Origin of the sequence: Tepidanaerobacter acetatoxydans Re1, from assembly GCF_000328765.2 — a bacterium.
GTDB classification, from domain to species: domain Bacteria; phylum Bacillota; class Thermosediminibacteria; order Thermosediminibacterales; family Tepidanaerobacteraceae; genus Tepidanaerobacter; species Tepidanaerobacter acetatoxydans.
Genome location: NC_019954.2, coordinates 659,766 through 673,495 on the forward strand (window position 1 = coordinate 659,766; position 13,730 = coordinate 673,495).

The 13,730-nt window shown below is 36.4% G+C and carries 9 protein-coding genes; all 9 read left to right on the plus strand.

Annotated elements, in window-relative coordinates:
• Positions 1–11 precede the first annotated feature (11 nt).
• The 9 genes from pcrA to TEPIRE1_RS03140 all read left to right on the plus strand — a co-directional run bounded on the left by pcrA (position 12) and on the right by TEPIRE1_RS03140 (position 13,165).
• Positions 12–2,183: a DNA helicase PcrA gene (gene pcrA, locus TEPIRE1_RS03100; protein WP_013777723.1), complete on the plus strand. Its 2,172-nt coding sequence runs from the start codon at positions 12–14 to the stop codon at positions 2,181–2,183.
• A 212-nt stretch (positions 2,184–2,395) separates the two neighbouring features.
• Positions 2,396–4,423 (plus strand): NAD-dependent DNA ligase LigA, encoded by a 2,028-nt coding sequence (gene ligA / locus TEPIRE1_RS03105; RefSeq protein ID WP_013777724.1) that lies wholly within the window; start codon positions 2,396–2,398, stop codon positions 4,421–4,423.
• A 45-nt stretch (positions 4,424–4,468) separates the two neighbouring features.
• Positions 4,469–5,092, plus strand: coding sequence for a class II aldolase/adducin family protein (locus TEPIRE1_RS03110; RefSeq protein ID WP_013777725.1), 624 nt, complete (start codon positions 4,469–4,471; stop codon positions 5,090–5,092).
• 545 nt (positions 5,093–5,637) lie between these two features.
• Positions 5,638–8,625 (plus strand): sigma 54-interacting transcriptional regulator, encoded by a 2,988-nt coding sequence (locus TEPIRE1_RS03115; protein ID WP_015294993.1) that lies wholly within the window; start codon positions 5,638–5,640, stop codon positions 8,623–8,625.
• A gap of 141 nt (positions 8,626–8,766) precedes the next feature.
• Complete coding sequence (locus TEPIRE1_RS03120; protein WP_013777727.1) at positions 8,767–9,240, plus strand: PTS sugar transporter subunit IIA; 474 nt, start codon at positions 8,767–8,769, stop codon at positions 9,238–9,240.
• A gap of 23 nt (positions 9,241–9,263) precedes the next feature.
• Positions 9,264–9,587, plus strand: a complete 324-nt coding sequence (locus TEPIRE1_RS03125; RefSeq protein ID WP_013777728.1) for a PTS sugar transporter subunit IIB — start codon at positions 9,264–9,266, stop codon at positions 9,585–9,587.
• Positions 9,580–10,929 carry a PTS galactitol transporter subunit IIC gene (locus tag TEPIRE1_RS03130; protein WP_013777729.1) on the plus strand — a complete coding sequence of 450 codons (1,350 nt, stop codon included), beginning with the start codon at positions 9,580–9,582 and terminating at the stop codon, positions 10,927–10,929. The genes TEPIRE1_RS03125 and TEPIRE1_RS03130 overlap by 8 nt, the downstream gene beginning before the upstream one ends.
• Positions 10,930–11,075: 146 nt before the next feature.
• Positions 11,076–12,116 (plus strand): galactitol-1-phosphate 5-dehydrogenase, encoded by a 1,041-nt coding sequence (locus TEPIRE1_RS03135; RefSeq protein WP_013777730.1) that lies wholly within the window; start codon positions 11,076–11,078, stop codon positions 12,114–12,116.
• Between the two features lie 17 nt (positions 12,117–12,133).
• A complete protein-coding gene (locus TEPIRE1_RS03140; RefSeq protein WP_013777731.1) occupies positions 12,134–13,165 on the plus strand; it encodes a zinc-binding dehydrogenase in 1,032 nt (343 codons plus the stop codon).
• The last annotated feature ends 565 nt before the right edge of the window (positions 13,166–13,730 follow it).

Consider the following 13,730-nt stretch of genomic DNA (forward strand, 5'->3'; position numbering starts at 1 on the left):
GGAGGTTTTCAATGAATTTTTTAGATGATTTAAATCCACAGCAGAAAAAAGCTGTCACACATCCATCCGGTCCGCTGCTTGTACTTGCAGGGGCAGGCAGCGGCAAAACTCGAGTTCTGACATACCGCATTGCCTATTTGATAAGAGACAAAAATGTAAACCCTAAAAATATAATAGCAATTACTTTTACCAATAAAGCAGCACGAGAGATGAAAGACAGAATAAAGCAATTGCTTCCCGAAATCGAGGACATGTTTGTCAGCACATTCCATTCTGCTTGTGTAAGATTTTTACGCATGGATATTGACAAATTGGGTTACAATAGAAATTTTATAATATTTGATACGCAAGACCAACAGGTTCTAATGAAAGATTGCCTTAAAACCTTAAATATTGATGACAAAAAGTTTGCTCCGACTGCAGTTTTAAACTATATAGGCAGGGCAAAAGACCGTCTTCTTGTGCCTGAAAAATGTCTTGACAATGCTAAAGATGTTCGCGAAAAGACTATGGCACAAATCTATGCTCTATATCAAAAGCGCTTAAAGGAAAATAATGCATTGGATTTTGATGATATTATCATGAAGACTGTAGAACTGTTCAAGACATTTCCTTCTGTGCTTTCTTACTACCAAAATCGTTTTCCATATATTCTTGTAGATGAGTATCAAGATACTAATATAGCCCAGTATGAGCTTATACGAATGATGGCGGCAAAACACCGAAATTTATGTGTAGTAGGTGATGATGATCAAAGTATATATAGTTTCAGAGGTGCTGACATTCGAAATATATTAGAGTTTGAAAAAGATTTTCCTGATGCTACGGTAATACGTCTTGAGCAAAATTACCGCTCAACTCAAACCATATTAAACGCCGCCAATGAAGTTATTGACCATAATTTTGGCCGTAAGAAGAAGACGCTTTGGACTAATAATGGACAAGGTGATAAAATAACTTTGGTTACTCTGGAGGATGAACATCAGGAAGCGTATTTTATTGCCCGGGAAATTAATGAATTAGTCTTCAGAGAGGGTATAAACTATGGAGATGTGGCTGTACTCTACAGGACTAATGCACAGTCAAGAGCATTGGAAGAAGCTATGGTAAAAACTGGTATTCCATATAAGATAATTGGAGGTCTAAGGTTTTACCAGCGCAAGGAAATAAAGGATATTTTGGCTTATGTACGAGTTATAGCTAATCCGTCTGATGATGTAAGCCTTATGAGAATAATAAATGTTCCGAGAAGAGGCATAGGGGATGCTACGGTAAACAAGCTGAAGGCAGCAGCTGAAGAAGGGAATAAAAGCGTTTTTGACATAATAACAAATATAGACCAGCTATCACTTTCCCCATCACTTAAAAACAAACTGCAAAAGTTTCGCCTAATGATGGAAGATTTTATACGTATGTCAAAGACAATAGCTATACCGGACTTAATGAATCATATTCTTGAAGAAACCGGGTATATGGATGAATTGGTAAACGAAAATACAACCGAGGCTTTGAGCCGAATAGAGAACCTTCAGGAAATGATAGGTGCGGCTAAAGAATTTGAACAAAGGTCATCAGACCTGGGACTTGAAGATTTTCTTACGGAATTGGCTTTGGTATCGGATGTGGATGACATGCAAGAAATGGAACAGGCCGTTGTATTGATGACTTTGCACAGCGCCAAAGGATTGGAATTTCCGATAGTATTTCTATCGGGGATGGATGAGGGTATTTTTCCGCATTCCAGGTCGCTTTTAGATGATAATCAGTTGGAGGAAGAGCGAAGACTGTGTTATGTAGGCATTACAAGGGCTCGAAAAAAACTTTATCTTACAAGAGCCTGGCAAAGAAGCCTTTATGGAAATACATCATATTATATGTCTTCAAGGTTCTTAAATGAGATTTCTCCAGAATATCTAATAGAATCATCAGGTGATACAAAAAATAATATAAATACTCGATCATCCGAAACTAAAGTTCTTAAAGACAATACAGAATCTCCCCCGGAGAATAACGAACAAATTGGCCCCATTAGGCCCGGTGACCATATAAAACACTCTAAGTGGGGCGAAGGTATTGTTACAGATATAGACGGCATTGATGAGGATGCTCAAATATCCATAAACTTCCCTTCAGTAGGTGAAAAGCATCTGATATTAAAGTACGCTCCCATAGTAAAAATATAATTTTCATATTTTAAAAAGTCAATTTTCACCTAAAAATAACAGCATACTGTTCAAATTATAATAAAGTGCAACTTATACTGACCATAAATTTAATGAATAAGGTTTCTATGGCAGAATCAAATGCAATTTAGCAAAGCATTTTTACAGAAATTTTAACAATAACAATTCCAAAATAATAAAAAACAAAATGTGAAAATGAAAGGGTGAGACTTTTGGACATAGTTCAGGCCGAAAACCGCATAAAAGAACTGAGAGAATCAATTGATTACCATAATTATCGCTACTATGTGCTGGATAACCCGGAAATTACAGATGCTGAATATGATAAATTGATGAGAGAATTGATTTCCCTTGAAAGTCAGTTCCCACAGCTTATAACACCTGACTCACCTTCCCAACGTGTAGGCGGCGAACCGCTGGAAGCCTTTAAAAAGGTTACTCATCGAGAACCCATGATAAGCCTTGCCGATGCTTTTAGTGAGGAAGAACTCAGAGATTTTAACCGCCGTGTTACAGAAAATGTTGGGAATCAGGTAGAATACGTCGTAGAACTTAAAATTGATGGCCTGGCTGTTTCACTCACTTATGAAAATGGTTTATTGGTTACGGCTGCTACACGAGGTGATGGTGTAGTAGGTGAAGATGTAACCCAAAATGTAAAAACAATTAAAAGTGTTCCACTGCGCTTGAATATACAAAAGGATAAGATTCCCATGGTAATAGAGGTTCGCGGAGAAATATATCTGTCTAAGGAAGGATTTAAAAAGCTAAATGAAGAGCGGGAGGAAATGGGACTTCCTACATTTGCAAACCCGCGCAATGCTGCTGCCGGCTCTATAAGACAGCTTGACTCGAAAATTACTGCAAAAAGACCTCTGTCTACCTTTATGTATGCATTGGGGTATGTAGAAGGAATTGAGTTTAATACACATTTAGAAGTGCTCGAATTTTATAAAGCTTGCGGATTTAAGGTAAATCCACATATAAAGTCATTTAATAACTTTGATGATGTGATAGATTATTGCATGAGCTGGAAAGAAAAAAGGCACTCACTGCCCTATGAAATTGACGGAATGGTAATAAAGGTAAATTCACTTCATTTTCAAAAAATATTGGGTTCTACTGCCAAAACCCCTCGCTGGGCTATTGCTTATAAATTTCCTGCAGAACAAAAAATTTCAGTTATCGAAGACATAGTTGTAAGTGTGGGAAGAACAGGGGTTTTAACTCCAAATGCCGTTTTAACTCCTGTTCAGATAGCAGGTTCTACCGTTAGCAGAGCGACACTTCACAACGAGGATTATATAAAAGAAAAAGATATTCATATTGGCGACAGCGTCATTGTACAAAAAGCAGGAGATATTATTCCGGAAGTTGTTGCAGTGATTAAAGAAAAGCGGACAGGTAATGAAAAAGAATTTAAGATGCCTCATCGCTGCCCGGAATGCGGCTCTGAAGTTATCAGACTTCCAGGCGAAGTGGCATATCGCTGTACCGGAGTGTCATGTCCTGCACAAATAAGACGGAGGATAATCCACTTTGCCTCAAGAGATGCCATGGATATAAGGGGATTAGGGCCTGCGATTGTATCCCTGCTTTTATCGGAAAACCTTATTAAGGATGTTTCAGATATATATTTTCTTAAAAAAGAAGCATTGATACCACTGGAAAGAATGGGCGAAAAATCAGCAAATAATCTTATCAAAGCAATCGAAAACAGCAAAAAACAGCCACTAAACAGATTAGTATATGCGTTGGGCATACCGCTTATCGGTTCTAAAGCCAGCCTGACTCTTGCTCAAGAGTTTAAAAGCATGGACAGACTGCAGAATGCCACTTATGAGGAACTCATAAAAATACCTGAAATCGGGGATAAGATGGCAGAAAGCATAATCGCCTTTTTCAAACAGGAACAAACAAAAGCATTAATAACGCGATTAAAAGAAGCCGGAGTAAATATGCTATATGCAAAAGAAGAAATCGGTCCTAAACCCTTGGAAAATCTCACGTTTGTCTTGACAGGAGCTTTAGAAAAATACAGTCGCTCCAAGGCCCAAGAGCTTATTGAAAATTTAGGCGGCAAAGTTACCGGCAGTGTCAGTAAAAAGACGGATTATGTAGTGGTAGGAAAAGATCCGGGCTCTAAATACAATAAAGCACTAGAGTTAGGTGTAAAAATTTTAGATGAACAACAATTTGAAGAAATGATTTCAAATGCTCAAGCAGAAACGAGCATCTAAAAATTAATTTTCAGTGCGAAAATACTCAAAAATGGAGGAGAAAAATTGAAGGACAGAGAATTCAAACAAGAAGTTGTTCGCACAGCTAAAAAAGCCGAACAGATGGGTTTATGCCAATACAAGTCCGGTAATTTTAGCACAATCGATCGAAATAATGACTTGGTTTACATTACTCCATCAGGCATATCCAGAGAAGAACTTACGGCGGATATGATAGCGGTGGTAGATATGAATGGCAACATTGTGGATGCTCCTTATAAACCTTCTATAGAGGTTTCAATGCATATAAATACTTACAATATAAAACCTGAAGCTCTTGGTATAGCTCACTCCCATTCAAGGTATGCAACTTTATTTGCATGTATGGGGAAAGAAATATTGCCGGTGACGGTTGAAGCGATTCATTATGGTGGAAATGCCGTAAAAGTGGCTGAATATGCGCCACCCGGCAGTCAAGAACTTGCCGAAAGCATAGTCCATGCCTTAAAGGATTCGGATGTGTGCCTTTTGAAATATCATGGTGTATTGGCTGCCGGTGAAAGCGTGGAAAAAGCATTGCTCAATGCAATATATGTGGAAGAAGTAGCATTTCTATATTACCACTTATTGGCAATAAACCAAACCCAGTTCATGCCACAGGAGCTGCTTACAAGCCTAAAAAATGGTTGATAACACTAAAATAAGATGATTTTAGGATTAAACCAATTTAAGTTATTTTAAATGCATAAAAGCCTTGATACTGCGTCTGTTAAATTAAATATAATATCTATGCCTTACATATTAAGTTTCTTAGAAAGAACCTCTATGTGAGGTTTTTTTTATTTTCAACGGAAAGATTAAAGTCAAAATGAAACTTTGATGTCTCTATATAAAGTATCTGATGTTCTAAAACTCGTTTAAAGACAAAAAAGCTTGCTCAAAAGTTAGCAATTGTTCGCATCAAATTAATTACTCGGCAAATAATACGAGTGGTAGATTTTGCGGCATATAATGTTAGATAGAAGTATGCTGAATAATCTCAAAGCTGACTGCAGTAACTAACTACAAAATCTTCAAACATTTCGGCATGAATGTTGCATAAATTGTGTATAGAAATAAGATTACGATTATTAAAGTCCAACTAGCAAATGTCAACAACTGAAACAAAATATCTGATGCATTAATCAAACTAAAAAGGAGTAGCTTTAATAAGCTTTTTGAAAGGTGATGAATTTGTGAAAGAGAAACTTAAAAATCTTATTAAAACCGAAGACAAGAAAAATCCATATACCGATGAACAATTAGCTGAAATTTTAAATTTACGAAGGGATGCAGTCACTGTTTTAAGGGGCGAACTAAATATCCCGGACTCGAGAGAGCGACGGAAACCCTATCTTACTCAAGAAATAAAGGAAATACTCTCAAAAAGCAGCAATATATCCAACAGGCAGCTTACAAAGATAATCCAAGATAGGGGTTTTGATGTATCAAGATTTCTTGTATCTCAAACAAGGGATGAGATTGAAAGGGATGCGGCTGAAACTGCTCCGAAAGAAATTGGCCGAGCTCAATATTCGGATGATGTAAGACAAAAGATAAACAGAAATTTTCAAAATATGCCAAAATGCCCTGAGGAACTAACTGCTTTCAGAAGCATAGTCGGTTTTGATGGAAGCTTAAAACCACAGATTCAGCAAGCTAAGGCTGCCATATTATACCCACCACGCGGCCTTCACACTCTAATTTTAGGGGCTACTGGAGTCGGCAAGAGCAATCTGGCTGAGGCTATGTATGATTATGCTATTGAAGTCGGAGTTCTCCCAGATAAAGCACCTTTTGTTATTTTTAATTGTGCAGATTACGCAGAAAATCCGCAGCTTCTCTTATCACAGCTCTTTGGCCATGCAAAGGGATCCTATACCGGAGCTGCTGAGGCAAAAGAGGGATTGGTTGAAAAAGCCGATGGAGGTATTCTGTTTTTGGATGAAGTCCACAGGCTGCCTCCTGAAGGCCAGGAGCTGCTGTACTACTTGATGGATAAGGGGAAATTTCGACGCATGGGAGAAACTGAAGCGGAACGTACCGCAAATGTCTTAATCATTGCAGCTACTACCGAAGATATAGAATCTGCACTTCTTTTAACCTTTCGCCGAAGGATACCGATGACTATTGAGCTTCCTCCACTTTCCGGAAGGCCTCTTGATGAAAGATACAGTATATTACGGAATTTTTTCAATGAAGAAGCCAATAGAATAGGAGTTAAAGTTAAAGTAACCCAAGAGGCGCTAAGGGCTTTACTGCTGTATGACTGCCCGGGAAATATAGGGCAATTGAGAAGCGATGTTCAAGTTGCGTGTGCACGAAGCTTTCTAACTTATGTAGGCGGCCAAAAAGATTATATAGAAGTTGATTTAACAGATTTACCGGCTCATGTCCGAAGAGGCCTTCTTAAAATAGAAAATCGCAAGCCCGAGGCTGAAAATTTTCTAAAAGGGGATTTATTGGCAATACCTGGCCAAATAGATATTAAAGTCGGGCCTAAAGAAAACCTTTATGCATTACCTCGTGAAATTTACCAGTATATTGAGGAAAGATTTCAAGAACTTGAAAAACAGGGCTTAAAACAGGATGTAATAAACAGGGTGATTGGTGGAGAACTAGAAATTAAATTTCAGCAATTAATAAGGCAAGTGGAAACCAGCCATCAAACTCTTGCAAAACAGGACTTGGTAGGTATAGTGGGGCAAAATGTCGTTGAGATGGCTGAAAAAGTCACAAGAATAGCCGAGAGGCGGTTAGGAAAAACGGACGATCAACTATTTTACTGTCTTGCCATACACTTGAGTGCAACCCTTGAAAGAATTGAGCTTGGGAAACCTATTGTTAACCCTCGACTGGATAGAATCAAAAGTGAATATAAGTTGGAATACAGTATAGCTGGTGAAATGGTAAGACATATTGAAGCATTATCAGGATATAAATTGCCTCCTGATGAGATTGGATTTATAGCCATGTATCTTAGAACGATTACAAAACCTATTGATATTAAAAAGGGAAGAGTAGGGGTTGTTGTCCTTTCTCACGGTAGGGTGGCTCAAGGAATGGCAGATGTTGCAAACCGTCTGCTAGGCGTAAACCATGCCGTTGGAATAGAAATGTCTTTAGACGAAAAACCTGAATCAGCTCTTCAACGAACCATTGAAGCAGTAAAAAAAGTTGATGAAGGCAAAGGCGTTCTACTGCTGGTAGACATGGGCTCGCTGATAACCTTTGATGAGATAATTACTAAAAAAACAGGCATTCCTACAAAAACCGTCGGCAGAGTCGATACAGTTATGGTGTTGGAGGCAGTAAGGAGGGCGATTTTACCGGATTCTCAGCTGGACGAAATTGTGGAAATCATTGATAAGGATAAAATAGGCCTTGGAAGATTTATACCTTCTGATATCGCTGCAAAAGATAAACGGGCTATCATAACCTTGTGCATCACAGGAGAAGGAACTGCTGTAAAAATAAAAAGACTTATAGAAAAGATGTTGCCAGGTATTGAAAAAGAAGTAGAAATTATTCCTGTAGGGATTGCGGGAGATGAAGATATATCAAAAAAAATAGAGAGGCTCAAATCAGAATATGATGTGGCAGCAATTGTCGGTAGCATTAATCCCCAAGATGATTTTATACCCTTTATCCCGGTGGAGGAAATAGTAAATGGAAACGCAGTAGGAAAATTAAAAAATATAATTGGAAATGTATTACCTCAAGAAAGCCCAATAAATGATCCTATTGTTAAGTTACCCTTAGCTTCTGCAATTCATGAAGAACTTATAGAGATTGAGCCTGATTACAAGACTAAGAACGAAGCATTAGATGGACTTGCCAAGATTTTAGTCAAAGGCGGATATGTAAAAGAAGGCTTCCTGCTTGACGTGTATAAGAGAGAGATTATGGGTCCTACATTAATAGAAGGGAAATATGCTATACCCCACGGAAACCCCGAAAATGTCATAAAACCTGCTATAGCCATAGCTATATTAAAAGAACCCGTAGAATGGTTGGAAGGAAATGCGGTTGATTTAGTTTTCATGCTGGCGGTAAATGAGCAATCGAAAGATATTGTTTTAAATTTATATAAATTATTTCAGAATCCTAAATTTGTACCAAGCCTGCAGGTTTCCCGCAGTTCAAAGGAAGCAAAAAATATAATTTTGGAGCTTTTGTTTTAAGAAACAAAACCTACCAGAAGTGTTGGAATGGAACTTGCAATAATTACATAACGAAATAATTAATTAAAATTAGCGGAAATTGCTGACATTACTTAATTTCATTGTAAAAGTGGTTCTAAAGGTTGAAGGAGGTTACATTCAGTGGAAATTTCAGAGCTCATTAACGAAGAATTAATTATCGTAAATGCAAAGGTAACAAGCCAAAAAGAGATATTTGAAATGTTATTTAAAAAATTACTAAATAATGGATATGTAAGGAAAAGCTTTTTAGTTGGAATTATGAATAGAGAAAAAGTTTTTCCTACAGGATTATTTCTTGGAAGTAATAATATTGCAATACCGCATACAGATGCTGAACATGTAATAAAACCAGCTATTGCATTAGCTACTCTAGAAAAACCAGTAATTTTTAAAAATATGGCCAATCCCATTGAAGACTTACCTGTAAATATAGTATTCATGCTAGCGCTAAACTCGCCACATGCTCAAGTTAACATGCTTCAGCAGTTAGTAAGCCTCTTTCAAAATAATACTTTTCTGCAAAAAATTTTAGAAGCAGAAGGTGGTGATGAGATAGTAAGGGTTATAAAAGATTGCTTAAAAATGAAAAAGTAATGCTAAAAAGGAGAAGAGGTAACATGAGAAGTAACGGCAAAAGGGTTGTACTAGTAGCGTGTGGTACAGGAATTGCCACTTCTACGGTTGTCGCAGAAAGAGTAAAAAAAATAATAGAAGAAAATGCGATTAACGCAGATGTTGTTCAATGTAAAATGTCTGAAGTAGCATCAAGAGAAAATGAAGCAGATTTATTGGTTACAACCTCAATCTTACCAAAAACTTATAAAATTCCTGTAGTTAATGCAATGGGATATTTAACAGGAATGGGGGTTGAAAAGTTAGATCAACAAATTTTAGACTATCTAACCTTAAAAAACTCGGAGGTGAAAAAGAGTAATGGATAATTTATTAAATATTGTCCAATACATTTTAGACCTGGGCCCTAGTGTAATGTTACCGCTCGCGTTGACAATTATTGGTATATGCTTTGGGCAAGGTTTTAGCAAGGCATTCAGGTCAGGCATTACTATAGGTATCGGTTTTGTGGGTATAAATCTTGTAATTGACTTACTTGTGAGTAACTTAGGCCCGGCAGCACAAGCTATGGTAGAAAGATTTGGATTGCAATTGCAGGTAATAGATGTAGGCTGGCCAGCAGCTGCGGCTATAAGCTGGGCATCACCGATTGCTGCTTTTATTATACCCTTAGCATTAATAGTAAATCTTATAATGCTTCTTACTGGGACTACCAAAACTATGGATATAGATATTTGGAACTATTGGCATTTTGCAGCGACAGGAGCTTTTGTATATGTTGTAACTGGAGGAAATGTGATGTTCGCACTCATAGCTGCAATTCTCAGAGAAATAATTGTACTGAAAATAGCAGATTGGACTGCTCCTATGGTTCAGAATTTTTTCAATCTGGAAGGTATATCTTTACCAACGGGTTCAACAGTTGCTTATGCAGTATTAGGGATTCCATTGGGGAAAATCATAGGAAAGATTCCTGTGCTAAAGGATATAAAAGCTGATCCGGAGACAATTCAAAAAAGATTTGGTATTTTTGGAGAACCCATGATGATGGGATTGATTCTAGGATTATTATTAGGTATTCTTGCTGGTTACGATTTTGCTAGTGTAGCACAAATTGGTATATCAATGGCTGCTGTTATGCTCTTAATGCCACGGATGGTTAGGATTCTGATGGAAGGATTGATACCTTTTTCAGAATCAGTAAGGGAGTTTTTGCAAAAAAGATTTAAAAATGCTGACGATATTTATATTGGATTAGACGCGGCAGTTGTAGTCGGTCACCCTTCAGTAATAGCTACCGCTCTAATTTTAATTCCTATAACAATCTTTCTAGCAGTTATTCTACCTGGAAATAAAGTATTGCCTTTTGGCGATCTCGCAACAATAGTATTCTACATTGCATTTATCGTAGGAGCTACAAATGGAAATATAGTTCATTCTGTTATCACTGGTGTAATATTAATGACTACAGCATTATATATGGCAACTGATCTTGCACCACTACACACTATAATGGCAAAGCAGGCTAAATTTGCTATTCCGGCAGGTACATCTATGATTTCAAGCCTAGACGAAGGAGGAAATTTGCTAAACTGGCTTATTATAAAAATGTTTCAAGTATCTTGGGGATGGATTATATTAGTAGTAATAGCAATAATTGGATTAATTCATTATTTTTCAAAGATAAACAAAAGCACTGTAGGACAATAAATATCATTAATTATTATTCGAATCTTGCCTCATATTAAGAATAAATAATAAAAAATAATGAATTAGAGAGGTTACCTCCTGACTTCCGATTAAAAGGTGCAGGAGGTAACTGCTTTAAAGATTTTATCGAAAGGAGATAATGATGTATGAAAGCAGGCGTTTTGTACGGAGTAAATGATATTAGATATACAGATTTTGATGATCCTGTGTGTGGAGAAAATGATGTAATTATAAAAGTAAAAGCCTGTGGAATCTGTGGCTCGGATTATCCTAGAATATTAAAAAAATGGAAATATAACTTACCAGCTATTCCTGGTCATGAATTTTCAGGAGTAATTGTGGCAAAGGGAGAAAAAGCTCAGAATGTTAATATGGGAGATAGAGTAGTAGCTGTTCCGTTAGTATCTTGTAATAGATGTGATAACTGCTTGGCGGGAAACTTTTCATTATGTGATAACTATAAAATGCTAGGAGCTGATTTGTACGGTGGTTTTGCAGAATATGTCAGAGTACCTTCAACTAATGTAATTAAAATTGGAAATATTGATTTTGAAAGCGCCGCGATGATTGAGCCCCTGGCGGTAGCCTTACATGGAATTTTAGGAATCAAACCGAATATTGGTGACACTGTTGCGGTGATGGGGAGCGGAACACTAGGGCAGCTTGTTATGCAATGGTTAAAAATTGGAGGTATTTATAACATAATAGCTGTTGATATTTCAACCGATAAACTTAATAAGGCAAAGTCACTGGGCGCTAAAGCTTGCATTAATGCTAAAGAAAAAGACCCTGTAGAGGAAATTTCAAAACTTACTAGGGAAAAGGGTGTTGATATAACTTTTGAATGTGCTGGTTCTACAGTAACTCAAGAGCAATCCTTATTAGTAACTAGGAAAAAAGGTAAGGTCAGCTATCTAGGTATAGCTTATTCGGACATTCTTCTTTCGGAAAAAGCTTTTGAAAGCATTTTTAGAAAAGAATTAACGCTAAAAGGCTTTTGGAATTCCTATTCAGCACCTTTTCCAGGCCAAGAATGGTATAGAAGTATTGATTTTCTAAAGAATGACTTAATTAATTTGGAATCATTGATTTCCCATCGCTTTGAATTAAGTAAAATTAGGGAGGCAGTTGATTTGGTTATAAGCGAGAAAGAAGATTATAACAAGATAATGATTTTACCCAAATAATCAGGAGGTGGATCTAAGTGAAAGCTCTTTTAAAAAAGACAAACAAATATGGCGATATGGAACTTGTAGAAATTGAAGAACCAATAACAAAAGATGATCAAATAAAAATAAAAGTAGCCTTTTCAGGTATTTGCGGTTCGGATATTCATTCTTATAAGGGAGAATATAATAACTTACGACCTCCGGTTGTTCTAGGTCATGAATTTTCGGGAATCGTTGTTCAAGTTGGCAAAGGCGTAAAAGGAATAAGCATTGGAGATAAAGTAACAAGTGAAACCACATTTTATATTTGCGAAGATTGCGATTACTGTATAAACAGAGATTACAACTTATGTTCTAATAGAAAAGGTTTAGGGACACAGGTAAACGGAAGTTTTGCCGAGTATGTTGTCGCAAGAAAAGAAAGTGTTCACATTTTACCCGATAATGTAGATCTATTATCGGCTTCTATCACAGAACCATTAGCTTGTGCTGCCCATGCTGTGTTAGAGAAAACAAACGTAGAATTAGGAGACATTGTCCTTGTTTGTGGGCCTGGTCCTATAGGGCTACTAACTTCTCAAATTGTTAAAGCAAGGGGAGGGTATGTTATTCTTTCAGGACTAACAAATGATGAAGAGAGACTAAAAGTAGCCGATGAGTTAGGAATAGATAGAACTGTAAATATAGAAAAAGAAGACTTAGGAAGTATAGTAAGAAGTCTTACCAATGGGTATGGCGCAGATAAAATATTTGAGTGCTCTGGATCTGTGAAGGCCTTAGATACAGGAATTTCCCTTATAAGAAAAAAAGGAGAAATAATCCAGGTTGGAATTTTTACGAAACCCTATAATGAAATAGGACTGGAAGAAATAATTCAAAAAGAAATATGCTATTCTGGATGCAGAAGCCAAAAACCAAGTTCTTGGGAATTAGCTTTATATTTAATGCAAACTGGAAAAGTTAATACAAAGGCAATAATAAGTAATGTCTATGATCTTGATGATTGGAAAGAAGCATTTGAAAAGGTAATTAATGGGGAAGGACTCAAGGTTGTCTTAAAACCATAACTACAAAGCTACAAAGATAATTGCGGTTTATATTCCATAGTTTAATGCATACGAAGATGACCTAATATGATATTTACAAAAAGTTATTTAGCATTACAAAGGCAATATGAAGTAGTGAGCAAATTATAAAAAGCAAGATAATACATGTTTCAACATAAAAAGGCTGCTATTAGAGATAAATAATCTCGTAGCAGCTTTTTATTTGGAACTTCTTGGAACTTATTGTATTCATATAGAAGGATTTTTATGAGGTTATATAGAATTATTAAAATAAGCCATTAAAATCAAAATATTTGATAAAAACTATCTTATTATAAGAATGCAGCGAATAGGCTTCTTTTAGACATAATAATGCTTTCTTTTTGGTAAATGGATTTTTACTATTTAATCTGCATATCTTGGGGGAGCATTGTTTCATATAAGACTTTTTATTGCTTTTCATCAATAACCAATCTTATTAACTATCTACTAAGCCTTTATTTTCTGTCTTTTCCTTGATGATGTTTTAGAAATAACTGTATAAGATTTTTAATCATAAAAAGGAATACTATATATTGATTTTAAA